Origin of the sequence: Sphingomonas sp., from assembly GCF_965200135.1 — a bacterium.
GTDB lineage: Bacteria > Pseudomonadota > Alphaproteobacteria > Sphingomonadales > Sphingomonadaceae > Sphingomonas.
The window spans coordinates 184,591-207,571 of sequence record NZ_CBDATK010000013.1 but is presented as its reverse complement, the minus strand read 5'-3'; the positions used below and the strand labels follow the sequence as shown (position 1 = coordinate 207,571).

The 22,981-nt window shown below is 69.6% G+C and carries 24 protein-coding genes and 1 pseudogene; 10 read left to right on the top strand and 15 right to left on the bottom strand.

Translation table 11 applies throughout. The features are described 5' to 3' along the window. Nucleotides 1–4: 4 nt before the first annotated feature. The 5 genes from ACOFKS_RS14645 to ACOFKS_RS14625 all read right to left on the bottom strand — a co-directional run bounded on the left by ACOFKS_RS14645 (nucleotide 5) and on the right by ACOFKS_RS14625 (nucleotide 3,754). Nucleotides 5–631: a hypothetical protein gene (locus tag ACOFKS_RS14645; RefSeq protein ID WP_419809996.1), complete on the bottom strand. Its 627-nt coding sequence runs from the start codon at nucleotides 629–631 to the stop codon at nucleotides 5–7. A gap of 1 nt (nucleotide 632) precedes the next feature. Then, entirely contained in the window at nucleotides 633–1,565 is a 933-nt protein-coding gene (gene rsmH, locus ACOFKS_RS14640; protein WP_419809995.1) for a 16S rRNA (cytosine(1402)-N(4))-methyltransferase RsmH, read from the bottom strand. After that, the gene (locus tag ACOFKS_RS14635; protein ID WP_419809994.1) at nucleotides 1,562–2,062 is read right to left on the bottom strand and encodes a division/cell wall cluster transcriptional repressor MraZ; all 501 of its coding nucleotides are present in this window, start codon (nucleotides 2,060–2,062) and stop codon (nucleotides 1,562–1,564) included. The genes rsmH and ACOFKS_RS14635 overlap by 4 nt, the downstream gene beginning before the upstream one ends. Before the next feature lie 405 nt (nucleotides 2,063–2,467). Then, on the bottom strand, nucleotides 2,468–2,743 hold the full coding sequence (locus tag ACOFKS_RS14630; RefSeq protein ID WP_419809993.1) for a hypothetical protein: 276 nt from the start codon (nucleotides 2,741–2,743) through the stop codon (nucleotides 2,468–2,470). A 42-nt stretch (nucleotides 2,744–2,785) separates the two neighbouring features. Then, a complete protein-coding gene (locus tag ACOFKS_RS14625; protein ID WP_419809992.1) occupies nucleotides 2,786–3,754 on the bottom strand; it encodes a cysteine synthase A in 969 nt (322 codons plus the stop codon). A 99-nt stretch (nucleotides 3,755–3,853) separates the two neighbouring features. On the opposite strand from ACOFKS_RS14625, the gene ACOFKS_RS14620 reads away from it, so the two are divergent. Further along, nucleotides 3,854–4,129: a type II toxin-antitoxin system VapB family antitoxin gene (locus tag ACOFKS_RS14620; RefSeq protein WP_419809991.1), complete on the top strand. Its 276-nt coding sequence runs from the start codon at nucleotides 3,854–3,856 to the stop codon at nucleotides 4,127–4,129. Continuing rightward, complete coding sequence (locus ACOFKS_RS14615; protein ID WP_419809990.1) at nucleotides 4,126–4,527, top strand: type II toxin-antitoxin system VapC family toxin; 402 nt, start codon at nucleotides 4,126–4,128, stop codon at nucleotides 4,525–4,527. Before ACOFKS_RS14620 ends, ACOFKS_RS14615 begins: the two co-directional genes overlap by 4 nt. Here ACOFKS_RS14615 and ACOFKS_RS14610 read toward each other — a convergent pair. Next, on the bottom strand, nucleotides 4,524–4,817 hold the full coding sequence (locus ACOFKS_RS14610; RefSeq protein WP_419809989.1) for a metal-sensitive transcriptional regulator: 294 nt from the start codon (nucleotides 4,815–4,817) through the stop codon (nucleotides 4,524–4,526). The genes ACOFKS_RS14615 and ACOFKS_RS14610 overlap by 4 nt on opposite strands. A 64-nt stretch (nucleotides 4,818–4,881) precedes the next feature. Here ACOFKS_RS14610 and ACOFKS_RS14605 point away from each other — a divergent pair, with 64 nt between their 5' ends. The 4 genes from ACOFKS_RS14605 to aat all read left to right on the top strand — a co-directional run bounded on the left by ACOFKS_RS14605 (nucleotide 4,882) and on the right by aat (nucleotide 9,057). After that, on the top strand, nucleotides 4,882–6,321 hold the full coding sequence (locus ACOFKS_RS14605; protein ID WP_419809988.1) for a hypothetical protein: 1,440 nt from the start codon (nucleotides 4,882–4,884) through the stop codon (nucleotides 6,319–6,321). Nucleotides 6,322–6,433: 112 nt separating this feature from the next. Further along, on the top strand, nucleotides 6,434–7,741 hold the full coding sequence (locus ACOFKS_RS14600) for a type VI secretion protein ImpB (protein WP_419809987.1): 1,308 nt from the start codon (nucleotides 6,434–6,436) through the stop codon (nucleotides 7,739–7,741). Between the two features lie 55 nt (nucleotides 7,742–7,796). Further along, the gene (locus ACOFKS_RS14595; protein ID WP_419809986.1) at nucleotides 7,797–8,183 is read left to right on the top strand and encodes a hypothetical protein; all 387 of its coding nucleotides are present in this window, start codon (nucleotides 7,797–7,799) and stop codon (nucleotides 8,181–8,183) included. 163 nt (nucleotides 8,184–8,346) lie between these two features. Beyond that, nucleotides 8,347–9,057 carry a leucyl/phenylalanyl-tRNA--protein transferase gene (gene aat, locus ACOFKS_RS14590; RefSeq protein ID WP_419809985.1) on the top strand — a complete coding sequence of 237 codons (711 nt, stop codon included), beginning with the start codon at nucleotides 8,347–8,349 and terminating at the stop codon, nucleotides 9,055–9,057. 35 nt (nucleotides 9,058–9,092) lie between these two features. Here the strand turns inward: aat and ACOFKS_RS14585 are convergent. The 5 genes and pseudogenes from ACOFKS_RS14585 to ACOFKS_RS14565 form a co-directional block, all read right to left on the bottom strand. After that, nucleotides 9,093–9,326, bottom strand: a pseudogene (locus ACOFKS_RS14585) (DUF2155 domain-containing protein); the annotation flags it as partial. 197 nt (nucleotides 9,327–9,523) lie between these two features. Next, entirely contained in the window at nucleotides 9,524–9,916 is a 393-nt protein-coding gene (locus ACOFKS_RS14580) for an NADH:ubiquinone oxidoreductase subunit NDUFA12 (RefSeq protein ID WP_419809984.1), read from the bottom strand. 235 nt (nucleotides 9,917–10,151) lie between these two features. Beyond that, nucleotides 10,152–10,640, bottom strand: a complete 489-nt coding sequence (locus ACOFKS_RS14575; RefSeq protein ID WP_419809983.1) for a DUF192 domain-containing protein — start codon at nucleotides 10,638–10,640, stop codon at nucleotides 10,152–10,154. Beyond that, nucleotides 10,637–11,197 carry a cold-shock protein gene (locus ACOFKS_RS14570; protein WP_419809982.1) on the bottom strand — a complete coding sequence of 187 codons (561 nt, stop codon included), beginning with the start codon at nucleotides 11,195–11,197 and terminating at the stop codon, nucleotides 10,637–10,639. The genes ACOFKS_RS14575 and ACOFKS_RS14570 overlap by 4 nt, the downstream gene beginning before the upstream one ends. Before the next feature lie 69 nt (nucleotides 11,198–11,266). Then, the gene (locus tag ACOFKS_RS14565) at nucleotides 11,267–11,818 is read right to left on the bottom strand and encodes a RecX family transcriptional regulator (protein ID WP_419809981.1); all 552 of its coding nucleotides are present in this window, start codon (nucleotides 11,816–11,818) and stop codon (nucleotides 11,267–11,269) included. Nucleotides 11,819–11,915: 97 nt separating this feature from the next. Between ACOFKS_RS14565 and ACOFKS_RS14560 the strand changes: the two genes are divergently transcribed. Next, a complete protein-coding gene (locus ACOFKS_RS14560; protein WP_419809980.1) occupies nucleotides 11,916–13,700 on the top strand; it encodes a fatty acyl-AMP ligase in 1,785 nt (594 codons plus the stop codon). A 101-nt stretch (nucleotides 13,701–13,801) separates the two neighbouring features. Continuing rightward, nucleotides 13,802–16,168 carry a putative bifunctional diguanylate cyclase/phosphodiesterase gene (locus tag ACOFKS_RS14555; protein ID WP_419809979.1) on the top strand — a complete coding sequence of 789 codons (2,367 nt, stop codon included), beginning with the start codon at nucleotides 13,802–13,804 and terminating at the stop codon, nucleotides 16,166–16,168. A 14-nt stretch (nucleotides 16,169–16,182) separates the two neighbouring features. On the opposite strand, the gene ACOFKS_RS14550 is transcribed toward ACOFKS_RS14555, so the two are convergent. From ACOFKS_RS14550 to ACOFKS_RS14540, 3 genes are all read right to left on the bottom strand, one after another. Next, entirely contained in the window at nucleotides 16,183–16,527 is a 345-nt protein-coding gene (locus ACOFKS_RS14550) for a DUF3140 domain-containing protein (RefSeq protein ID WP_419809978.1), read from the bottom strand. Nucleotides 16,528–16,688: 161 nt separating this feature from the next. Then, on the bottom strand, nucleotides 16,689–18,083 hold the full coding sequence (gene lpdA / locus ACOFKS_RS14545; RefSeq protein WP_419809977.1) for a dihydrolipoyl dehydrogenase: 1,395 nt from the start codon (nucleotides 18,081–18,083) through the stop codon (nucleotides 16,689–16,691). Nucleotides 18,084–18,501: 418 nt separating this feature from the next. Further along, nucleotides 18,502–19,836 (bottom strand): pyruvate dehydrogenase complex dihydrolipoamide acetyltransferase, encoded by a 1,335-nt coding sequence (locus tag ACOFKS_RS14540; RefSeq protein WP_419809976.1) that lies wholly within the window; start codon nucleotides 19,834–19,836, stop codon nucleotides 18,502–18,504. A 105-nt stretch (nucleotides 19,837–19,941) separates the two neighbouring features. Here ACOFKS_RS14540 and ACOFKS_RS14535 point away from each other — a divergent pair, with 105 nt between their 5' ends. Both ACOFKS_RS14535 and ACOFKS_RS14530 read left to right on the top strand, forming a co-directional pair. Next, nucleotides 19,942–20,397 (top strand): universal stress protein, encoded by a 456-nt coding sequence (locus ACOFKS_RS14535; protein ID WP_419809975.1) that lies wholly within the window; start codon nucleotides 19,942–19,944, stop codon nucleotides 20,395–20,397. A gap of 116 nt (nucleotides 20,398–20,513) precedes the next feature. Beyond that, nucleotides 20,514–21,815 carry a M20/M25/M40 family metallo-hydrolase gene (locus ACOFKS_RS14530; RefSeq protein WP_419809974.1) on the top strand — a complete coding sequence of 434 codons (1,302 nt, stop codon included), beginning with the start codon at nucleotides 20,514–20,516 and terminating at the stop codon, nucleotides 21,813–21,815. Nucleotides 21,816–21,854: 39 nt separating this feature from the next. Here the strand turns inward: ACOFKS_RS14530 and ACOFKS_RS14525 are convergent, their stop codons facing one another. Then, nucleotides 21,855–22,955 (bottom strand): RcnB family protein, encoded by a 1,101-nt coding sequence (locus ACOFKS_RS14525; protein WP_419809973.1) that lies wholly within the window; start codon nucleotides 22,953–22,955, stop codon nucleotides 21,855–21,857. Between the last annotated feature and the right edge of the window lie 26 nt (nucleotides 22,956–22,981).

The window sequence follows — 22,981 nt, the reverse complement described above, 5'->3', positions numbered from 1 at the left end:
ACCTCTAGCGCCGGGATTCGCGCCGGGCGCCGCTCATGATGTCGCCAAAAGTAGTGTCCGATAGCAGCTGTCGGTCCAGCATCGCCACCGCCTGCGGCCGCACCCGCGCCACCGCGGCGACACCGCGCTCGGCCTCCACCGCGCGGGCGATCGCGGGTGCCGCGCGCCCGGTCGGCACCGCGATCGTGGTCGCAGCGACCGGTGCGATCCGGACCGGCGCGGCGCTGGCGAGCGCGACTGACACTTGCGGCGTCGGCGCTTGTGGCGTCGGCGCGACGACCGGGCCGAGCGCCGGCACGACCAGCGCGGCGGTGCGGACCTGCGCGCCCGGTGCCGCATTGGGATCGAGCGCCGCCAGCGCCGCCTCGTCGGTCACGAACTGCGCGGCGGTCGGCGCGGCCAGCGCCAGCGTGTCGCCGTTCCAGCGCTCCAGCTGGGTCAGGTTGGCGCGCGTGTCGAACTCGGTCTCCAGTGCGCGGAGGTCGTTCTGCGCGCCTGCTACCCGCAGCGTCGCGTCGTCGAGCTTCTTGCGCTCGGCCGCGACCTGCAGCGAGATAAGGTAGAAGCCGAGGATCACGCCGGCCAAGACCGCGAACCAGCCGATGCCCTTCAGACGATGCGTTGCCGCCATCTCAGCTCTCCACCGTAACTGCTTGGTCCCACGCCGGCGCGCCCGTGCGCCGCGCGGTCCGCAACGTCGCCGACCGTGCACGCGGGTTGCGCGCCAGCTCCGCCTCGCCCGCGCGTACCGCCTTGCCGACGCCCTCGAAGCTCGGCGTGCGCGCATCGCTCGCCGCCGGCAGATGCCGCGACCCGCCGGGCGCCGCGCCCGACCGGTCGCGCAGGAAGCGCTTGACCAGCCGGTCCTCCAGCGAGTGGAACGTCACCACGGCCAGCCGCCCGCCGGGCTTCAGCACCCGCTCCGCCGCCGCCAGCCCGTCGGACAGCTCGTCCAGCTCGCGGTTCACGTGGATGCGGATCGCCTGAAAGGTCCGCGTCGCGGGGTCCTTCTTGTCGTGCGGACGATGACCGAGCGCGCGGCGCACCACCATCGCCAGCTCGCTCGTGCGCGTCAGCGGGCGTGCGGCGACGATCGCGCGGGCGATGCGGCGCGACTTGGGCTCGTCGCCATAACGATAGAGGACGTCGGCGATGTCCTCCTCGTCGGCCTCGTTGAGGAAGTCCGCGGCACTCGGGCCGCTCTGCGCCATCCGCATGTCGAGCGGCCCGTCGGCCTGGAAGGAAAAGCCGCGCTCTGCCCGGTCGAGCTGCATCGACGACACGCCGACGTCCATCGTCAGCCCGTCGACGTCCGAGTCTACCGAGTCTTCCAGCCGCGAGAACTCGCCCTCGACGAGCGTCAGATCGTCATGGGCAAGAGCGCGGCCGGCGGCGATCGCATCGGGATCGCGATCGAAGGCGATCACGCGGGCGCCCCCGGCAAGGAGCGCCCGCGTGTACCCGCCCGCCCCGAACGTCGCGTCCACCATCAGCTCGCCGGGGGAAGGAGCGAGTGCGGACACGACCTCGTCGAGGAGGACAGGAAGGTGATGGGGCGCGGTCACAGCTGCACCCCTTTTTCGGCCATGTAGAAGCGGGCCATGTCCTTGACGACGTCGGGATACCCGTCCGTCTCGACCAGCTTCGCAGGGTTCCAGATCTCGATGTAATCGAGCGTGCCGTAGAAAAAGGCATGCTCCTTGATGCCGGCGTAGAAGCGCGAAAAGGCGGGCATGATGAAGCGGCCGGAGCCGTCGAACGGCACCGCTTCGCCCACCGCCGCACGGCGCTTGATGTTGTAGTCGGTCTCGCCGTCCTCGTTGGGATGCGCGGCCTCCCGGCTTTCCAGCTTGCCGGCGAGCACGTCCAGATAGCCCGGATCATAGGCGACGAGGCAACGGTGCTTCTGATGCGCGCCGACGATGACGGTGCCGCCGTCCTTGCCATTCGCCTTGGGCCAGTTGAGGCTGAGCGTCTGGCGGAGTGCCGCAGGGATCGAGACCCGGCCCTTGTCGTCGACAAGACCGATGCCGTCCCCCTGATACCAGCCCCGGTTGGACACGCCTGCACTCACCCCAAAGTGGCGCATGCCTCCCCGTCACGAAAGGCGACCTTCACCGCCTCCCGTCGCGCCTACCAACGCCGACGAAGATCATACCCCTGATGTTGATCGACATTACGTCACAGCTTTCGGGGACGCAACGGGATTTTTGGGGAAATCACGGGAAGTGGAGCAGCGCTGGCGGGAGATTGGTGTAGGACATTGATCCGATCCCAGATCGGAGTGGGACAGGAGGTTTCGGCGCTGCTGTCGTAACAGTCTGGAGCACGGCACCCACTACGACGGACTACGTTGCGCCGTGACGCGGTAAGGCCGGGTGCCGCGCTCGCGATGCATCTGGGGTTGGTTCGCTCGACTCCGACGGGCGAGTCGGCTGTCGCGGTCGGGCGCAGGAGCGCCAAGCGTTCAGCGGCGCGCAGCGCTCTCGTTCTTGACGCCCGGCGTGACGCCCATGTCGGACAGCGGTGCGGTGTCGGCGGCGACCTCGTTGCCCAGCGCCATATTGGCGACGATGTCGGGCTTTGCCCCGCCCGGCGCCATCACCGGGACCTCACGCGTAACGGAGCGCAACACGATGCTGGCGAGCGCGATCAGCAGCAGGACGAGGCCTAATCCGACCGCACCGACCATCGCGCGGTGCCTTGCCTGGGCCGGATTGGCGGGAGGGTTCACTGTCCGCAAGCCGCGCATCCTATAGGGCCGCTCCGGTATTGTCCAATCGCCTCACGCCAGCCCCTTCGCCGCGCGCCATTCGGGGTTGTGGAGCGTCGAGAGATACCGGAAGCCGGTGTCGCACAGGATCGTCGCAACCCGGCTGCCCGCGCCCAGCCGCTGCGCCAGTCGTACCGCGCCCGCGACGTTGATCCCCGACGACAGGCCCAGGCACAGCCCCTCCTCGTCGAGCAGCCGCTCAACCCAGTGCCAGCCCTCCACGTCGCCGATCCGGAACTGCGTGTCGATTGGCGCGCCCTCCAGATTGGCGGTGATCCGCCCCTGCCCGATCCCCTCCGCCACCGACGAACCCTCGCTGCGTAGCTCGCCACACGCATAATAATCGTACAGCGCAGCGCCGTCGGGGTCGCTCAGCGCGATCGTCACCCGGTCGTCCTTCGCCTTCAGCCCCAGGCCGACGCCCGCCAGCGTGCCGCCGGTCCCGACCGCGCAGGTGAAGCCATCGATCCGCCCCTCCATCTGCTCCCAGATCTCCTCCGCCGTGCCGGTGATGTGCGCGCGGCGATTGGCGACGTTGTCGAACTGGTTCGCCCACACCGCGCCGGGTGTCTCCTCCGCAATCCGGCGCGACTGATGGACGAAATGGCAGGGCGACGAATAGGGCGCGGCCGGCACCAGCACCAGCTCGGCGCCGAGCGCGCGCAACGTGTCCATCTTCTCGCGCGATTGGGTTTCGGGCATGACGATAACGGTCTTGTAGCCCTTGGCGTTGCACACCAGCGCCAGCCCGATCCCGGTGTTGCCCGCCGTGCCCTCGACGATCGTCCCGCCCGGCTGCAACGACCCGCGCGCCTCGTAATCCTCGACGATCGCCAGCGCCGCGCGATCCTTTACGCTGGCACCCGGATTGGTGAATTCGCACTTCCCGAAGATATCGCCCCCCGCGGCCTCGCTCGGCCCCTTGAGGCGGACCAGCGGCGTGTTGCCGATCAGGGCGAGCGTGTCGGACATCGTCGGCATGACGGCGATGTAGGATGGTCGCGCGCCGGGGGGAAGCGAGCTTGGCTGCGTTGTGGCAAAGACGTGCTGATGGTAGAAGGGATCGGGTCGGAGGTAGAAATGGCGAGCCAGCTTAATATCAAGAGCGACACGGCGCGCTCGCTGGCGGAAGAAGCGGCGAGGCTGCACGGCGTGAGCATCACGGAAGCGGTGACGCTGGCGCTCCGGCGAGAAGTCGGTGTGTTGCGTGACGCCCGGTCCACCGCAGAGCACGCGACCGAGCGGGAGAACGGGTTCCACGATCTGATTGCCGGATCTCGTGATCTTTGGAAAGGCGCGATGTTGTCGCTCGACCATGCCGACCTGCTCTACGACGAGTGCGGTCTGCCCCGGTGATCGTCGACACCTCCGTGCTGGTCAGCCTGCTTCGGGAAGAGCCGGAAAGCACGCGGTTCGTGCCGGCCATGTCGCGCTCCCGTGACGGGCTGAAGATGTCGGTCGTTAATTATGTGGAAACCGGCATTGTGATCGATGACAACGACAGCAAGTTGCTCAGCGAGCGGCTCGACTCGGTGATCGATTACTGGAACATCGAGCTCGTTGCCGTGTCCGCGCATCATGCTCGGCTGGCCCGCGAGGCATATCGTCGGTTCGGCAAAGGGCACCATCCCGCCAAGCTCAACTTCGGCGATTGCTTTTCCTATGCGCTCGCCTCGGCGACCGGCGAGGCATTGCTGTTCAAGGGCGACGACTTCAGCAAGACCGACATAGAGGCTGTGTCGACACCCACCTAACGCAGCGCGCGGCGCAGCAGTTCGGTCAGCTCCGCCATCTTGGCCTGCTGCGCCGCCGGGTCGGAGGCCGCCGCGGCGACGCAGGCATGGGCATGATCGTCTAGGATGTCGCGCTCGATCCCCGCCAGCGCCGCGCGTGCCGCCTGCAACTGCGTCAGGATGTCGATGCAATAGCGGCCATCCTCGATCATCGCCGCGATGCCGCGCACCTGTCCTTCGACGCGGCGCAGACGGCCGAGCCGTTTGCGGTGATCGGGATGGTCGACAGGTGCTGGATAGGCGTCGCTCATGCGCTTGGCATATACCCCCCACCCGTATAAGCAAGCACCGCCTCTCGAAACCGGACGTGCGCAGATGAACGACATGACCAAGGCACTCGGCGGGATGCGATGGTCGCTACTCCTCGCCACCGCCTGCCCCACCGCCGCGCTCGCCCAGACGATGCCCGGTATGTCGATGCCTGCCACCCCCGCCCCGACCCAGCAGCCCGCGTCCGATCCCCACGCCGGCCACGACATGCCCAATCACGACATGCCCAATCACGACATGCCAAGCCACGACATGGCGGCGATGCCCGGCATGGATCATGATGACATGGGTAGCATGACCATGCCCGCCGCATTCGGCCCTTACGCCATGACCCGCGAGGCGTCGGGCACCGCGTGGCAGCCCGACGCCAGCCCCATGCAGGGCGTGATGCGGATGACAGGCGGCTGGTCGCTGATGGGTCAGGCGATCCTCAACGGCGTCTATGACCGGCAGTCCGGCCCGCGCGGCGCCGACAAGGCGTTCGTATCGGGCATGGTGATGGGCATGGCGACGCGCCAACTGACCGCACGCGACACGGTCGCGTTCCGGGTGATGCTCGCCCCCGACCCACTGATGGGCCCGCGCGGGTATCCGCTGCTGCTCGCGGCGGGCGAGACCGCGGACGGCCGCACCCAGCTAATCGACCGCCAGCACCCGCACGACCTCTTCATGGAGCTGTCCGCCTCCTACAGTCGGCGTCTCGGCGACCGCGCGTCGGCCTTCATATATGCCGGCCTGCCGGGTGAGCCGGCGTTCGGGCCGGGGTCGTTCATGCACCGCCTGTCGATCATCGACTCGCCCGAGGCACCGATCACGCACCATTGGTTCGACTCGACGCACATCACCTTCGGGGTGGTGACCGTCGGTGTCGTCGTCGGCTTCGCTAAAATTGAGGCGTCGCGGTTCAAGGGCCGCGAACCCGACCGGCACCGCTATGACATCGAAGCCCCCCGCCTCGATTCGACCGCGGTCCGCGCCAGCCTCAATCCGACGCAGACACTGGCATTGCAGGCGTCGTGGGCGCGCCTCCAAAGCCCCGAGGCGCTGTCGCCCGACGAGGATCAGGAACGCTGGTCCGCCAGCGCGATCTGGACGCGCCCGGTCGGGGCGTACGGCGGCTATCTGTCGGCGACGGCGGCATGGGGCCGCAAGACCGGGATCGAGGCGGACGGCCATCGCGGCCCCGGCCTCGACGCGTATCTGCTGGAGGCGACCGCTCGGCCCGACGACCGCTGGACCGTTTTCGCGCGCGCCGAGCGGATCGACACCGACGAGCTGCTGTCCGCGCCCGGTGACGTCCACGGCCCCGTCTTCACCGTCGGCAAGGCGTCGGTCGGCGCGATCCGCGACTTCCGCCTGACGCCGGAGGTGCGGATCGGCATCGGCGGCTTGGTGGCGCGCTCGCTGACGCCGGGCGGGCTCGACCCGGTGTATGGCGGCGACCGCACCAGCGGCATGGCCTTCGTGCGGCTGCGGCTGGGTTAGGACAAGCCGCCCCAGGCGGTCCTCCAGTCGTCGCGTCGACCTGGTTCGGCATAAGCTGCGGGCGCCCACGCAACCTGCTGTGCTACAGCTTTTGTTCTGCTAATGTTCCGGTATGCATTCGCCCGAGTCGCCGCTCGACCTGCCGCCGCGCCCGCTCCGCTGGCTGTTCCTCGACCTCAACTCCTACTTCGCGTCGGTCGAGCAGCAGCTCCAGCCGTCGCTGCGCGGCAAGCCGGTGATCGTCGCGCCGGTCGGGTCGGACACCACCGTCGCGATCGCCGCCTCAATCGAGGCGAAGCGCTATGGGATCAAGACCGGCACGCCCGTCTGGGAGGCCCGGCAGAAATGCCGCGACGTGATCGTCACCCCCGCGCGCCACGGCCGCTATGTCGAGTTCCACGAGGCGATCGTCGCGGAGGTGTGGCGCCACGTGCCGGTGACGCAGGTCTGCTCGATCGACGAGATGGCGTGCCGGCTGCTCGACAACGAGAACGATCGCGACGCCGCCGTCGCACTCGCGCATCGCATCAAGGCCGGCATCCAGGCCCATGTCGGCGAGCGGCTGACCAGTTCGGTCGGGATCGCCCCCAACCGGCTCCTCGCGAAGCTCGCCAGCGATCTGCAAAAGCCCGACGGGCTGGTGGTGTTCGAGGCGCACGACCTGCCCCACGCGCTCTATCCGCTGGCGCTGCGGGAGATCGCGGGCATCGGCGCGAAGATGGAGGCCCGGCTGGCGCGCGACGGCGTCAACGACATCCGCCAGCTGCTCGCCCGTCGCCCGCGCGACGCGGGCCACGCCTGGGGTGGGCGCGACGGCGACCGGCTGTGGTTCCTGCTCCACGGCGTCGACCTGCCGAACAAGCCCACCCAAAGTCGCACGATCGGCCACAGCCATGTCCTTTCGCCGTCGAAGCGCGGGCCGGAGCCCGCCCGCCTCACCGCCCGCCGCCTCGCGCTGAAGGCGGGCAGCCGCCTGCGCCGCAAGGGTTACCGCGCCCGGCTGCTGGTGCTGCACGGCCGGTTCGAGGACGACAAGTCGAGCTGGCGCGCGTCGATCCGCCTGCCCGCGACGCAGGACAGCTTCGTCATCCTCGCCCGCCTCGACGCGCTGTTCCCGAGACTGCGCGAGGCGGGGCGGGCGCGACCCGGCGGCTTCCGTCTGCGGATGGTCGGCGTCACACTCGCCGAGATCGAGCCGGCCGACCACGAACAGGCGTCGCTGTGGGCACATCTTGATCCCGAAGACCCCCTGGCGCGGGAGACGCGAGGGCTCCAGCTCAGCCGCGCGATGGACCGGATCAACGAGCGGTTCGGGCGCAACGCGGTCAGCGTCGGGCCGCTGAACGGCGGCCGGCTCGACCGGGTCGGCGCGAAGATCGCGTTCGGACGCATCCCGGAGCTGAGCGAGTTCCACGAATGACGGCTACATGACGGCCTTGACGACCTATGCTGCATGCGCGAAGCGCTCGGCCGCCATGAAAACCCTCTCCCTGATCGTCGCCGCGGCCGCCCTGCTGCCGCTGGCCGCCTGCAACCAGCCGTCCGCCCAGGATCGTGCCAACGCCACCGCCATGAACGAAGCGGTCGCCGCCAACGAAGCCGCCGCCGTCGCGCCGCTCCCCCCCGTCGTCCGCGCCGACAAGAGCTTCCGTTGCAAGGACAACAGCCTCGCCTTCGTCACCTTCTTCGAGGGCGACACGCAGGCGGTGGTCAAGGACAAGCAGGACGGCCCCGCCACCGTCCTCACCGCCGCCAAGGCCGGCGACCCGCTGACCGCCACCGGCGGTTGGTCGATGACCGGCGACGAGAAGGCGATCATGCTGACCCGGCCCGGCAAGGGCGCGGTTTCCTGCCACGTCTGAGCCGGAGCGAGGCGCGCCCGCGCGGCGGTCGCGCAACGACGCGACCGGCCGGCCGGGGCGGCGAAGCTATCGTCGACGTCACGGGCGTTGCCGGTGACGGTGGCGTTTCGCGCTGAACTCGATGGTCGGCTCCCTCTCGCGAACGCGAGAGGGGGCTGATCCCATGCCCCCCCTCTCCCTCGACCTCGTACTCGGCGCCTATTCGGTCGGGGTCTTTCCGATGGCCGACGCCCGCGACGCCGACGAGGTCTATTGGGTCGAGCCGCCGCGCCGCGCGATCCTGCCGCTCGACGGCTTCCATCTCGGCCGGTCGCTGCGCCGTACGGTCGCCGCCGACCGCTTCCGCGTCACCGCCGACCAGGCGTTCGCCGCCGTCATCCAGCTCTGCGCCGAGTCCGCCGCCGACCGCCCCGACACCTGGATCAGCGGCGAGATCGAGCGGGTCTTCGTCGACCTCCACGCCCGCGGCTTCGCGCATTCGGTCGAATGCTGGGACGGCGACCGCCTCGTCGGCGGGCTCTACGGCCTGGCACTCGGCCGCGCCTTTTTCGGCGAGAGCATGGTCAGCCGCGCCACCGACGCCTCGAAGGTCGCGCTCGCCTGGCTGGTCGCGCGGCTGCGGGTGGGCGGCTTCACCCTGCTCGACTGCCAGTTCCAGACCACCCATCTCGCCACGCTGGGCGCGGTGGAGATCGACCGCGCCGACTATCTGGCGCTGCTATCCGCCGCGTTGGCGGGGGCGGTCGGGGACGCATCGGCGGCGGGTGACTGGGCCGCCCTCGACCGGGTGGGCGCGACGCGCGGCGACACCCGCTCGGTATCCGGGCCCGTCGCGGGGAAGGACATCGCACAGCTCTTGGTCCAGACGTCGTAGATCGGATGCTGGACGACGTTGAGGTTCGGCCGCTCCTTGTAGAGCCACCCCGCGAACGGCCGACGCCACTGGCCGTCGATGCCCCGGATGTCGACCTGGACGAAGGCGCCGGTCAGCTGCTCCTGCTCCCACGGCGCGGTCCGCTCGCAGGCGCGCAGGCGCAGCCGCACGTCGCCGATCTCCATCGCCTGACCGGGCTTCAGCGTCACGTCGCGCGACCGCCCGTTGCGCTTGTTGAGCAGCCCCAGCACCGCCACGCGCTGCGCCATCGGCGTGGTGCCGGCGATCGCGATCGTCGGCTGATCGACCTGCACCGTTTCGACGGTCTCGGGCGCCCCGGCGATCTCGGGCAGTTCCTGCACCGCCACCGCCTGGCCCGCATCGCGCGCCTGCCAGGCACGCCAGCCGAACCATCCGCCCGCCGCCAGCGCCACGGCGGCGAGCGCGGCGGCCAGCCAGCGCCACCTCATCCTTCCGGCGTCCACGCCTCGTAGTCGCCCGTCGCCGCCGCGCGCTTGCCGCCCTTTTCCAGCGCGCCGGACGGCCGATAGGCGAGTGCGGTGCCCGTCATGTTCGGCACCGCCGGCTTCTGCCACGCCCTAGGCGCGGGCAGCGCGCGGTCGGGCACCGCGTCGATCTGGTGATGCAGCCACGCGAACCAGTCGGGCGGCACGCGGCTGCCGTCATTCGCGCCCTGATAGATCACCCAGCGCCGCGGGTTGCCGGCGGTATCGCGCCCGCCCTCCCAATAGGCGTTGCCGAGCGCGTCCTCCCCCACCCGCGTCTTGCCACGCAGCCCCAGCATCGTCCCCCACGACGCGCCGTTCCACCAGGTAAAGGGATTGAGGTTGATGCCCATGCGAAGATGCTTAGCGGGGCGGGGGCGACGGTTCAACGGCGGCGCGCCCGTCTTTGCGGATGGGACTGACGAGAGCAGACGGCCGGTACGAGCCGGGAAGTTACGTATTGCCGGTCCGCGCTACTTGTCACGATCCGAACGATTTGACCCCGTAAACACCGGCCAACATCAGCAACGGGCCAATCGACGACCAAGCCAACTGCATCCTGCCCTCCTCACAAGCTGTGGAGAGCCGCTACCGCCCAGGCCAGCTCACCTTGTCGCCCTCGCTCACCCCCGTCTCCGCGGCGCGCCCACCGACCAGTTCCAGGACCGCTGCGATCGGCTCGCCGGACGGAATCATCGTCTCCGAGAACGGGATGGTGTTCTCCGCGATGTGCGCGATCGTGCCGTCGGCGCGGATGAAGACGATGTCGAGCGGGGTCGGCGTGTTCTTCATCCAGAAGTTCGCCGCCTGCGGTGCCCCCCCGGCGGGCGGATAGGGCGCGAAGAGCATTGCGAAGTCGGGTTTCAGACCGGTGCGGTACATCAGGCCCCGCTCCTGCGCGGCGACCGTGTCGGCAACCTCCGCCTGAAAGACGTGGCGCCCGCCCGGCCCGGCGATGGTGACCGGCACCACCCGCACCGCCGCCGCCGTCGCGCCGTTCGCCGTCGCCGACGACTCCTCGCCGCGCCCGCAACCCAGCAGCGCAAGCGCGAGCAGCGCGGCCACCACCGCCCTCATCGCGGCAGCTCCACCACCACGGCGAGCGGTCCCTTGCGGCCGTCGACCACCCGCGCGCTCACCGGCTGGTCGGGTTCCACGGTGTCGATGCCGCCGCGCCGCAGGGTTTCCATATGTACGAACACGTCCGCTCCATCCGCCTCCCTGACCAGGAAGCCATAGCCTTTCAGCCGGTTGAACCACTTCACCGCCGCCGGCTCCATCGGCCCCGCGGCTTCGATCAGCGCGACCGGATCGACCCGGTCGGCCTCGCGTCGCGCGCGGGGCGGCGGCTCGGGCACGGCGTCGGACAGGTCGATCGAGCGGATCTCGCGCGCCTGAAAGCCGCGTCCACGCTGCACCGCGACCGTCTCCACCCGCGCGCCTTCGGGCAGCGAGCGGCGGCCATGCGGCTGCAGCACCGAAAAGTGTATCAGGATGTCGCCGATCGCCGCGTCGTCCGCGACCGCGAAGCCGAAGCCGCGCGTCACGTCGAACCATTTGACGACGCCGGCGACCGCCACGCCGTCCTCCGGCGCGTCGGTGTCGTCGTCCGCACCTGACGCCTCACCACGCATCGCATCAAACCCCTGCCGCACCTTGCTAGAGCGCAGGGACCACCCCCGCAATCGGTAGTCTGACAAAACCTAGCGCAGATCGTCCCGAAGCAGGTCGGCATCCGGCTCATCGCCCGGCGGCAGCGCGACGATCCTGCGGGCGAGATCGGTCGGGTGACCGGCGCGCATCATCGCCGCGAACGCCTTGTCGCGCGCCGCTCGGTCGCCCTCGGCGCGTGCCCACGGCCCCAGCCGCTTACGCCGGGCAAAGGCGAGCGCGGCATCGACCGCGCGCGCCGCCACGTCGGGGGCGACCGCCGCGCGGTCGTCCTCGTCGACGCGCGCCGCCTGCAACGCGCCGCTCACCCGCCGCGCGCCCAGCCCGCGCCGGCCCAGCGCCGCCGCCTTCGCCTCCGCCCAGGCACGGTCGTCGACATAACCCAGCTCCGCCATCCGCGCGGCGATGGCGTCGGGCTCGGCGGGCGCCCCGTCCCAGCCGCGTTCGCGCACCTTGCGGCGCAGATAGTCGGCCAGCTTGCCCCGCGTCGTCGCGAACCGCTCCACGTAACGCAGCGCCAGCCGCTCCAGCGCGGCGCTGTCGAGCGGCGGCGGCGGGCTGCGAGGAGGGCGCGGTGACGTCATGCGCCCTGTTTGTGCCACATTACGCCCCGAAAACGAACCGGACGGTCGCTATGTCGGCTTTCCGGGTGTCCCCCACGCCCGTCAGGAAAGGATTTCCATGGCGAGCGACCCGAACACGGCCGACACCGCCCTCACGCCGACGGTCACCGACGACAGCCTCCCGCGCCGCTTCGCCGACTTCGCCACCTTGGGCGAAGCGCTGGATTACGCGGCGACGGGCGCGCGCGGACTGAACTTCCACGACGCGCGCGGGGCGCTGACGCGGCCGTATCCGTTCGCGGAGCTGCGCGTCGATGCGCTCGCCGCCGCGCGTCGCTTCGTCGCTGCGGGCCTGGTGCCGGAGGACCGTGTCGCCCTGGTGGCGGAGACCGGACCTGAGTTCGCCGCTTTGTTCTTCGGCGCGATCTATGCCGGCGCCTGGCCGGTGCCGCTGCCGCTGCCGACTTCGTTCGGCGGGCGCGATTCCTATGTCGAACAGCTTCGCGTCCAGCTCGCCAGCTGCGACCCCAAGATGCTCGTCTTCCCGCCCGAACTCGCCGACTTCGCCGGCGAGGCGGCGCGGCAGGCGGGGACGGAGCCGGTCGACTGGGCGGCCTTCGCCGCCCGCCCCGACTCCGAGGTGGCGCTGCCGGCGGCGCGGGGCGACGCGATCGCCTACCTTCAATATTCCAGTGGCTCGACCCGCTTCCCGCACGGCGTCGCGATCACGCATCACGCCCTGCTCAACAATCTCGCCGCGCACGGCCACGGCATGAAGCTGCAATCGTCGGATCGCTGCGTGTCGTGGCTGCCATGGTATCATGACATGGGGCTGGTCGGCTGTTTCCTGTCGCCGGTCGCCAACCAGGTTTCGACCGATTACCTGAAGACCGAGGATTTCGCGCGACGTCCCCTCGCCTGGCTCGACCTCATCACCCGCAATGAGGGCACGTCGCTCTCCTATTCGCCGACCTTCGGCTACGACATCTGCGCGCGGCGCATGTCGTCGCAGACGAAGGCGTCGGATCGCTTCGACCTGTCGCGCTGGCGAATCGCGGGCAACGGCGCGGACATGATCCGCCCGGACGTGATGCAGGCGTTCGTCGACGCCTTCGCCGACGCCGGGTTCAAGGCGAGTGCTTTTCTGCCGTCCTACGGGCTGGCCGAGGCGACGCTGGCGGTCACGATCATGCCGCCGGGCGAGGGCATCCGCGTCGAGCTGGTCGAAGAGACGCAGCTGTCGGGCGGTGGCGACCTCGGTGCGAACGACGGCCCCCGCCCGCCCCGCTTCCGCGCCATCGTCAATTGCGGCAAGCCGGTGCGCGACATGGCGGTCGAGGTTCGCGAGGAGGACGGCACACCGCTGCCCGACGGGGCGATCGGCAAGCTGTGGTGCAAGGGTCCGTCGGTCATGGTCGGCTATTTCCGCGACCCCGACGCGACCGCCGCGTGCATGGCCCCCGATCCTTCCGGCGAAGGCACCTGGCTCGACACCGGCGACATGGGCTACATATCCGAAGGTTACATCTATATCGTCGGCCGTGCCAAGGACATGATCATAGTCAACGGCCGCAACCACTGGCCGCAGGATATCGAGTGGGCGGTGGAACAGCTGCCCGGCTTCAAGGCGGGCGACATCGCCGCCTTCGCGATCACCACGCCGTCGGGGGAGGAAACGCCGGCCGTGCTGGTCCAGTGCCGCAGCCTCGACGACTCGGAGCGTCAGCGTCTGCGCGACGAGATCCGCGAGCGCGTCCGCTCGGTGACCGGCATGAACTGCGTGATCGAGCTGATCCCGCCCCGCACGCTGCCGCGCACCAGCTCGGGCAAGCTCAGCCGGGCCAAGGCGCGCAACCTGTATTTGAACGGCGACATCAAACCTTACGAGTTGAAGGCGGCCTGACGCGAAAAAATCGTTCGGTTCATCGCGTTAACCACCTTTACCGACGCTTCCGACCGCAAACGGAAACCAAGCGATAACCAGCGGTCGCTACCAGATCGTCCGTGCAGTCGCCTACGTCCTCTCCCTCCGTCCCGCTGCCTGTCCGGCTGTCGACACTGCTCGGGTTGAACGAAGGAGCCGACGCGGCCGAATGGGGCCGGGTTCGTGCATCGCAACTTCATGCCTCGCGCGAGCTGGCGCTGTTCCTGCTGGGCGCGAACCTGATCGGCGCGGTCACGATCGATCTGCTGCTCGCGCACCTTCTCCCCTGGTGGTCGATCGCGGGCTGGTCGGCGCTGACGGGTGTGATCGCCACCGTCGTCACGGTTCGCCGCCTCGCCTCGCACCATCGCATGGATGGCTATGCGGACGCGAAGGACCTCCGCGGCACGGTATGGGGCGGCATTGCGCTCGCGCTGGCCTGGGCGGTCGTGCCCGTCCTGTTCTGCCGGACGGTCGACGCAGGCACGTCGGGGGGCGTCGGGCTGATCCTGATGGTGCTGATGAGTGCGGCGGCGGTAGCGATGGCACCGTTGGCGTTGGCCACGCTGGCCTTCCTGCTCGGGCTCGGCGCCGCGATGGCGGCGGCGCTGGCCATGCACCACGCCTATGCCGCCGCCGCCGGCATCGGGCTGTTCACCGCGATCATGGCGATGGTCTGCATCGGCCGCGCCCGCTCGCTGGTCGTGATCCGCTCCAGCCAGATGGCGCTGGAGGAGCGCGACGAGACGGTTAGCCTGTTGCTGCGCGAGTTTCAGGACAAGGACGCCGACTGGCTGTGGGAGACCGACGGCGCACGACGGGTCGTCAAGGCTTCGCCCCGGTTCGCGGTCGCGTGCGGGCTCGACCCGGTCTCGATCAACGGCATGCCGTTCCTGCAGGTCCTGGCCGGACCGACGTGGGAATCGGGTCAGTTCGCCCCGGCGCTGCGCGGGCTCGCCGACAAGCTGAAGGCGCGCGACAGTTTCCGCGACTTGCGCCTGCCGGTTTATATCGATGGCGAGGAACGTTGGTGGGAGCTGTCGGCCAGCCCGCGCTACGACGAGCGCGGCGCCTATGTCGGGTTCAAGGGCGTCGGCTCCGACGTCACCGAACAGCGCGCGTCCGCCGACAAGATCAACCGCATGGCGCGGTTCGACACGCTGACCGGCCTCCCCAACCGACTGATGATCAACGAGACGCTGGTCCGCGCGATCGGCGAGGCGGAGAAATGGAGCCGCCGCTGCGCCTTCATGATGATCGATCTCGATCGGTTCAAGGCGGTCAACGACACGCTCGGCCATCCGGTCGGCGACCGTCTGCTCGGCCGCGTGTCGGAGCGGCTCCAGCACCTGATGTCGCCCAACGAGCTGTGCGGCCGACTCGGCGGCGACGAGTTCGCCGTGGTGATCCGCGACGCCAGCGACACGGCGGCGGTGGAAAAACTGGCCAGCGCCATCATCGAGTCGCTGTCCCGCCCCTATGAGCTCGATCAGCACACGCTCTATATCGGCGCGTCGGTCGGCGTCGCCACCGGCCCGCGCGACGGCCGGACTGCGGAGATGCTGATCCGCTCCGCCGACCTGGCGCTGTACCGCGCCAAGGATGCCGGGCGTGGTGTCTTCCAGACCTACGAACCCGCGCTTCACGTCCAGGCGGAGGAGCGCCGGGTGCTGGAGATCGCGTTGCGCGGTGCGCTCGAAAAGGGCGAGATGCACCTCCACTATCAGCCCGTCGTCGACGCGGCGGAGGGCAAGCTCACCGGCTTCGAGGCATTGCTGCGCTGGCAGTCGCCGCAATTCGGCAACGTCAGCCCCGCCAAATTCATACCTCTCGCCGAAGAGGCGCGGCTGATCGAGCCGATCGGCGAGTGGGTACTCCGCACCGCCTGCGCCGAAGCCGCGAAATGGCCCAACGCGATCCGAGTCGCGGTTAACGTGTCCGCCGAGCAGCTCCAGAACCCGCAGTTCGTCGCCACCGTCACCAGCGCGCTCGCCAACAGCGGCCTCCCCGCCGAGCGGCTGGAGCTGGAAGTCACCGAGAGCGTGTTCATGCACGAGGAGCTGGGCGCGACCAAGGTGCTGGACCGTGTCATCGACCTCGGCATCAAGCTCAGCCTCGACGACTTCGGCACCGGATACTCGTCGCTAGGCTATCTGTCGCGGACTCGCTTCTCGTCGATCAAGATCGATCGCAGCTTCGTCAAAAGTGCGTCCAAGGGCGTGCGCGAAGCGCTGGCGATCATCCGCGCCGTGGTCGCCCTCGCCGAAAGCCTCGACATGGCGACAACCGCCGAGGGCGTCGAGACCGAAGCCGAGCACGAGCTGGTGCAGGCCCTCGGCTGCTCCAAGGTCCAGGGCTATTATTTCGGCCGCCCCCTCCCCGTCGAGGAAGCCCGCGCCCTCGCCGACCGCCAGCGCACCAGCTTCGAGCGTGCCCAGGCGGCGTAATCGCCGCGATCGGGTCACTTCGCCGGGTCATGTCCCCAGTTCATCAGCGAGTAGCGCCAGCGCGAATGCTCGCTGTCCGTCGCCGGCCCGCCCTGCGCGAGGTGCCGGTGCACATAGCCCGTCACCTTCTTCATGTCGGCGAAGTCGGCATCGGTCAGGTCCGCCTTCTTCTTCCGCAGGATCGCGACGATCCGCGCGCCCTCCTTGTGCCCGACGCTCTCGCCCGTGCCCTTGCCGTCCGCACCCTTCCAGCCGACTTCCTTACTATCGGGCGTGTCCAGCCACTTCTCCAGCGCGGCGGGCGTCATGTTGACCGCCTCGTGGAAATCCTTGGCAATCTGGTCTTGATCGTCGGCCACGAACGAACTCCTCTCTCGGCTGGAACGAGCGCAGCCTGACCGGGTTTCCGGCCATCACGTCCGCGCGCAGCATAGGTTGCCGACCGAAGCGACGCTCACTGTCCGCTCAGGCTGTCACGACCGACTCTCACCCAAGCGCCATCACGCGCCGCAAGCTGCCGTCAGAAGTGGATTGCCCGCCCGTACGCGCCGAGCACGCTCTCGTGCATCATCTCGCTCAAGGTCGGATGCGCGAACACCGTCTCCATCAGCTCGGCCTCCGTCGTCTCCAGCTGACGCGCGACGACATAGCCCTGGATAAGCTCGGTCACCTCCGCGCCGACCATGTGCGCGCCCAGCAGCGCGCCGGTCGTCGCGTCGAACACCGTCTTCACGAAGCCGTCCGCCTCGCCCAGCGCGATCGCCTTGCCGTTGCCGATGAAGGGGAACTTGCCGACCTTGACCTCGTGCCCGGCTTCCTTCGCCTTGGCCTCGGTCAGCCCGACGCTGGCGACCTGCGGGCGTGAATAGGTGCAGCCGGGGATATTCCAAGTCTCGAACGGGTGCGGGTTCTCGCCTGCGATCTTCTCGATGCAGACGATGCCCTCGTGGCTCGCCTTGTGCGCCAGCCACGGCGCGCCCGTCACATCGCCGATCGCGTAGACGCCGTCGACGTTGGTGCGGCCGAAGCCGTCGACCTTGATCTGCCCGCGCTCGGTTTCGACGCCCAGCGCCTCCAGCCCGATCGCCTCGGTGTTGGGCACGATCCCGATCGCGACGATGACGTGGCTGTAATCCTCGCTCGCGACCTTGCCGTCCTTCCCCTTGATCGCCGCCTTCACACCCGATCCGGACACGTCGATCTTCTCGACGCCTGCATTCGTGACGATGCGGATGCCGTCCTTGGTCAGGCGCTTCTCCATGAAGGCGCTGACCTCCTCGTCCTCTACCGGCAGGATGCGGGGCAGCATCTCGACGATCGTCACGTCGGCGCCCATGTCGTTGTAGAAGCTAGCGAACTCCACCCCGATCGCGCCGGAGCCGATGACCAGCAGCCGGGTCGGCATCTCGGCCGGGGTCATCGCGTGGCGATAGGTCCAGATGCGCTTGCCGTCCGCCTTGGCGAACGGCAGGTCGCGTGCCCGCGCCCCGGTCGCGATCAGAACGTGCTTGGCCTGTAGCTCGATGGATTGATCGCCCTGCGTCACCGTCAGCTTGCCCGGCGCGGTCAGCTTGCCGACGCCCTCATGCACGGCGATCTTGTTCTTCTTCATCAATCCCTTGACGCCGGCGTTCAGCTGCCCCGCCACCTTGCGGCTGCGCTGCACCACCGCGTCGAGATCGAACCCGACCTTCTCCACCTTTAGCCCATAGTCGGACGCATGCTGCATATAATGGTAGATTTCCGAGGTCCGCAGCAGCGCCTTGGTCGGGATGCACCCCCAGTTGAGGCAGATTCCTCCCAACCGCTCGCGCTCGACGATCGCGACGGACATCCCCAGCTGCGCCGCACGGATCGCGGCGACATAGCCGCCGGGACCGGAGCCGAGGACGATGAGGTCATAGGTGTCGGTCATGCTCAACCCGCAACTAAATGGACATACTCGGACGACACCCACCCGCTGCGGCATGGCCCGCGATATGGACGGGGCGAAACGACTGGAGTGGCTACGCCGCAGCCGGCCGACAGGCGGCCGCCGGGCGCGAAGACGATCGCGGTCCAGGCGCCGCCTGCCGTCGTGCCGCAGATGTAAAAGCTCGAGCTCGGCACAAGTCGGTCAGTCCGACGGGCGCGAAGCGACGGCGCCGCCTTCACCGAAAGGAAATTGTCGCCCTTAGGATTCAGCCCGCGCGGTCGACCCGTACTGCCGCACGCGTCGAACTCGGGGCCATCCTGCCCGACTTGCACCGGCCGGGCGGCATCACGCTGCGCCATGGCAGGTGCCTGTCCCAGCATTGCCGACGCGACTAGGGCCACCATGTTTGCCGACCACCTCAAGCGAGCAACCCTAGCGGCTTCTCCACCAGCGCCTTGAACGCCTGCATCAGTTGCGCCCCGTCCGCGCCGTCGATCGCGCGGTGGTCGAAGCTGCCGGTCGCCGACATGATCGTCCGCACGCCCAGCGTTCCGTCCGCGAGCACCCAGGGCCGCTTCTCACCCGCGCCGACCGCCAGGATCATCCCCTGCGGCGGGTTGATGACCGCGTCGAACTGCTTGATCCCGTACATGCCCATGTTGCTGATCGACGCGGTGCCGCCCTGATACTCCTCGGGCTTCAGCTTGCCTTCGCGTGCCCGGCCGGCAAGCTCCTTAACTTCCGCAGAGATGACCGACACCGTCTTGGTGTCCGCCGCCGTGACGATCGGGGTGATGAGGCCGGTGTCGGTGGATACCGCGACCGAGATGTCGGCGCGGCTGAAGGAGATCAGCTGGTCCGGCGTGAACATGACGTTGCACTTGGGCACCTGCATCAGCGACGCGGCGAGCGCCTTTACCAGCAGGTCGTTGACCGACAGCTTGAGCCCGCGTGCCGCCAGCGACGCGTTGAGGTCCGCGCGCAGCCCGAGCAGCGCGTCCAGCTCCACGTCTACCGTCAGATAGATGTGCGGCACCGTCTGCTTCGCCTCGGTCAGGCGCCGCGCGATCGTCTTGCGGATGTTGGAGAGCTTGGTCGCCTCGTGCGGGATGTCCGGAATGACGGCAGGCTTCGGCGCGGGGATGGCCGGCGTGGCCGCAGCGACGCCTTCTCCGGCAACCGGCGCGGCCGATCGCGGCGGGGCGGTGCCTGTATTGGCCCCCTCGACGTCCGCCTTGACGATCCGCCCGTTCGGACCCGAGCCGCTGAGCGATGCGAGATCGACGCCCTGCTGCGCGGCGATCCGCCGTGCCAGCGGACTCGCCTTGATCCGCTCGCCCTTGTCGCCGGCGGGTTCCTCGCCCGGCGTCGGCGGCAAGCCGTGGTCCTCCGCCTGCGCCTCGGTTCGAGCTGGCGGCGTCGCGCTGGTCTTCGACTCACTCTTGGTCGGCTCCGCGGCAACCGGCGCAGGCGCGGCTTCTGCCTTCGGCGCCGGCGCACTCGGCTCCTCGTCGTCGCCGGTGATCGTCGCGATCACCGTGCCGACCTTTACGCCGTCGGTGCCCTCGGCAACCGCGATGCTCGCGATCGTGCCTTCGTCGACCGCCTCGAACTCCATCGTCGCCTTGTCGGTTTCGATCTCGGCGAGGATGTCGCCCGACTTCACGACGTCGCCTTCCTTCACCAGCCATTTGGCGAGCGTGCCCTCTTCCATCGTCGGAGAGAGCGCGGGCATCTTGATCTCGATCGCCATGGGGGTTCCCGTTGCTGGACCCGCGTTCTCTCGCGCCGACCCCGCGAACGGTCAACCTCCTTCGACGGGCTTGCGCGTCGGCACGCGACCGCGCACGATGCCCAAATGCGGACCTACCTGGTGGTGATCGACGATACGCCCGAAGCCGGCATCGCGCTCCGCTTCGCCGCGCGGCGTGCGGTTAAGACCGGGGGCGGGGTCGAAATCCTGTCGCTGGTCGAGCCGCAGGAGTTCATCGCGTTCGGCGGCGTGCAGGCGACGATCGAGGAGGAAGCGCTCCTTCATGCGGAGGGGCTGGTCGCCGCGGCGGCAGGCACGCTGATCGAGGAGTCGGGGCTGCGTCCCGCCATCACCGTCCGCTCGGGCGAGGGGCCGAAGGTGATCGGCGAGCTGATCGCCGCCAATCCCGACATCGCCGCACTGGTGCTCGGCGCGGCGGCGACGGGCGCGCCCGGCCCGCTCATCACCCATTTCGCCGGCACCGACGCGGGCGCGCTGCCCGTGCCGGTCATGATCGTGCCCGGTTCACTGACCGCGGAGCAGATCGACCGGCTCAGCTAGGGCCACCTCTGACAGTCGGGAATCGTCGGGGAGGTCGGTCCGGCCCGCGCCTGGCGGCGACTCCGGTGGCGCAATCCCCGCTTGAGCGCGGCACCGAACCGCGCGACGATCAGGCCATGCTTCCGCTTCTTCTCGCCGCCCCGGTCGTTCTCGCCGCAGCCGCTCCGGCGCTACCCGCACCTTCACCGCAGCGGCTGCGCCGCTCGGTGACGGCGCTGGGCGGCTTCGGTACGCGCCACACGCTGTCGACCACGACCGACCCGAAGCGCGGCATCGGTGCCGCACGCGATTGGACCGCGACGCAGTTCCGGGCGATCGGCGCGGACTGCGGCGGCTGCATCGCCGTCGAACGCATCGCCCGCCGGTTCACCGGCCCGCGCGCACCGGACGGCGTCGTCGTCGAGGACGTGCTCGGCATCCAGCGGGGACGCGGCGCGCACGGTGACGATCTCGGCCGCGTCGTCATCGTCGGCGCGCATATCGACAGCCGCGTCACCGACGTGATGAACGCCACCGCCGACGCTCCCGGCGCCAACGACAACGCCTCGGGCGTGGCGCTGGTGCTGGAGGCGGCGCAGCTGCTCTCCCGCCGACGATATGACGCGACGATCGTCTATGCCGTGTTCTCCGGTGAGGAGCAGGGGCTGTGGGGCGCCGAACTCCTCGCCGACACCGCCAAGGCGCGCGGTTGGCCGGTGACCGCGATGCTCAACGACGACATCGTCGGCAACACGATCGGCCAGGGCGGCAAGCGCGTCGGCGACTATGTCCGCGTCTTTTCCGAAGGCATCCGCGCCGCCGAGCCGCTCGCCGATCAGCTCGACCGCCGCGCCGAGGGTGGCGAGGACGACGGTCCCAGCCGCGCGCTGGCGAAGGCGATCGCCGGCATCGCCGCCGACCGTCATGGGCTGGAGGTGTTCCTGGATCGCCGCCCCGATCGCTTCGGGCGCGGCGGCGATCATGAGCCATTCCTGCGACTCGGCTATCCCGCCGTGCGGTTTTCGGTCGCGGTCGAAAATTGGGACCGCCAGCATCAGGATCTCCGCACCGAGGGCGGGCGCGTCTATGGCGACACGATCGAAGGCATGGACTTCGACTATCTCGCCGGGGTCACCGCGATCAACGTCGCGACGCTCGACCGACTGGCGCGCGCGCCGGCGGCACCGGCGGTCGCGGCAGTCAGCGGCGCGCTGTCCCGCGACACGACGGTGACCTGGGCCGCCGTCCCCGGTGCCGCCCGCTATCGCATCCGCTGGCGCCGCACCGACGGCCGGGACTGGACCGCCGCGCGCGACGTGACCGGCACCAGCGCGGTGCTGACCGAGGTGCCGATCGACGACACTTACATCGGCGTCAGCGCGCTGGCGGCGGACGGCAGCGAGAGCCTGGTCACCTTAGCGGGCCGGGAACGCCGATAGCCCAGCCGGCGAAGTCAGCACCCCCGCCCCGTCGCGCGACTAGCTCCCGCAGACGCACCTTGGCCGCGGCCGGGGCCGCCACACCCGTCGATGCGCCACCCGCCGCACCACCGGCCGCGTCCACGTCACGCGATCCTCGATGATCTCGGTCGTGGTCGTCGTCACCACCGGCGCGCTCTGGATCGTCACGGTCGTGACCGATCCGCCATAGCCGTAGCCATAGCCCCCGCCGCTGACGATCACCGGCGGCGGCGCATAGCCCCCGCTCGTGGTCGTGGTCACCGTCGTCCGCCCGTCACCGGACACCCAGTTCGACGGTGCCTGCGGATAGGATGCCGAGCCCGGATAGCCGCGCATGTCGGAAGGCGGCGGCGGCGGACCGTCGGGTGCCATCGGCGGCTCGCCATAGCCGTCATAGCCCGGCGGCGGTCCGCGCCGATCCCGGTCCCGCCCGTGCTCGCGCCCATGCTCTCGGTCGATCGCATAACCCGCCGCCGCGCCGACCCCGGCGCCGATCAGCGTGCCGCCGAGCCGGTTGCCGCGCCCGGCGATCACATTGCCCGCGACGCCGCCGACCACCGCGCCCGCGACCGCGCCGTCGACCCCGTTGCTGCCCCGGTCGCCGCGCCTCTCGTCATAGGCATAGTCGCCGCCCGGACCGACGCCGTCCCAGTCGATCCCGCCGCGCACATCGTAGACCAACCCGCCGCGATCGATCAGCACCGCGTCGTCGTAATACCGTACCCAGTTATACCCGGCCCAGGGCTGCGTCAGGCCATAGTCCTGCCAGTCGGTGACGTAGAAGCGCGGGGCCACCCAATAGGGCGGGACGCGATAGCCGCGATAGGGCTGGCGATACGCGGCCCAGCCGCCCGGCGCGTTCGATCCGCCCCACCAGCGCCCGTCGACCCGGCTGCCCCAGCGGCCCGGCCCCTGCGGCCCGCGCGACGTGACGATCGGCGGCCGCGCCGTCGGGGGCTGCGTCATCGGCGGCTGCGGCAACGGCGGATAGTGCACGCCCGGCCCCGGCACGACCTGCCGCCCCGGCATCGGATAGGGCGCGCCCGGCCCGCGCTGCGCCTCGGCACCGCCCGCTGTCATCAACGCCGCGCCCACGCCCAGCAACATGCTCACTCGCATGGTTCAACCTCCCTGTTTGCCGCCGA

Excerpts from the sequence above, each read along its gene's own strand:
- ACOFKS_RS14645 (WP_419809996.1), bottom strand. The coding sequence starts at position 631 with ATGGCGGCAACGCATCGTCTGAAGGGCATCGGCTGGTTCGCGGTCTTG.
- ACOFKS_RS14625 (WP_419809992.1), bottom strand. The coding sequence starts at position 3,754 with ATGCCGACGATGTCCGACACGCTCGCCCTGATCGGCAACACGCCGCTG.
- ACOFKS_RS14620 (WP_419809991.1), top strand. The coding sequence starts at position 3,854 with ATGGCGAGCCAGCTTAATATCAAGAGCGACACGGCGCGCTCGCTGGCG.
- ACOFKS_RS14610 (WP_419809989.1), bottom strand. The coding sequence starts at position 4,817 with ATGAGCGACGCCTATCCAGCACCTGTCGACCATCCCGATCACCGCAAA.
- ACOFKS_RS14605 (WP_419809988.1), top strand. The coding sequence starts at position 4,882 with ATGAACGACATGACCAAGGCACTCGGCGGGATGCGATGGTCGCTACTC.
- ACOFKS_RS14600 (WP_419809987.1), top strand. The coding sequence starts at position 6,434 with ATGCATTCGCCCGAGTCGCCGCTCGACCTGCCGCCGCGCCCGCTCCGC.
- ACOFKS_RS14595 (WP_419809986.1), top strand. The coding sequence starts at position 7,797 with ATGAAAACCCTCTCCCTGATCGTCGCCGCGGCCGCCCTGCTGCCGCTG.
- aat (WP_419809985.1), top strand. The coding sequence starts at position 8,347 with ATGCCCCCCCTCTCCCTCGACCTCGTACTCGGCGCCTATTCGGTCGGG.
- ACOFKS_RS14580 (WP_419809984.1), bottom strand. The coding sequence starts at position 9,916 with ATGGGCATCAACCTCAATCCCTTTACCTGGTGGAACGGCGCGTCGTGG.
- ACOFKS_RS14575 (WP_419809983.1), bottom strand. The coding sequence starts at position 10,640 with ATGAGGGCGGTGGTGGCCGCGCTGCTCGCGCTTGCGCTGCTGGGTTGC.
- ACOFKS_RS14570 (WP_419809982.1), bottom strand. The coding sequence starts at position 11,197 with ATGCGTGGTGAGGCGTCAGGTGCGGACGACGACACCGACGCGCCGGAG.
- ACOFKS_RS14565 (WP_419809981.1), bottom strand. The coding sequence starts at position 11,818 with ATGACGTCACCGCGCCCTCCTCGCAGCCCGCCGCCGCCGCTCGACAGC.
- ACOFKS_RS14560 (WP_419809980.1), top strand. The coding sequence starts at position 11,916 with ATGGCGAGCGACCCGAACACGGCCGACACCGCCCTCACGCCGACGGTC.
- lpdA (WP_419809977.1), bottom strand. The coding sequence starts at position 18,083 with ATGACCGACACCTATGACCTCATCGTCCTCGGCTCCGGTCCCGGCGGC.
- ACOFKS_RS14540 (WP_419809976.1), bottom strand. The coding sequence starts at position 19,836 with ATGGCGATCGAGATCAAGATGCCCGCGCTCTCTCCGACGATGGAAGAG.
- ACOFKS_RS14535 (WP_419809975.1), top strand. The coding sequence starts at position 19,942 with ATGCGGACCTACCTGGTGGTGATCGACGATACGCCCGAAGCCGGCATC.
- ACOFKS_RS14530 (WP_419809974.1), top strand. The coding sequence starts at position 20,514 with ATGCTTCCGCTTCTTCTCGCCGCCCCGGTCGTTCTCGCCGCAGCCGCT.
- ACOFKS_RS14525 (WP_419809973.1), bottom strand. The coding sequence starts at position 22,955 with ATGCGAGTGAGCATGTTGCTGGGCGTGGGCGCGGCGTTGATGACAGCG.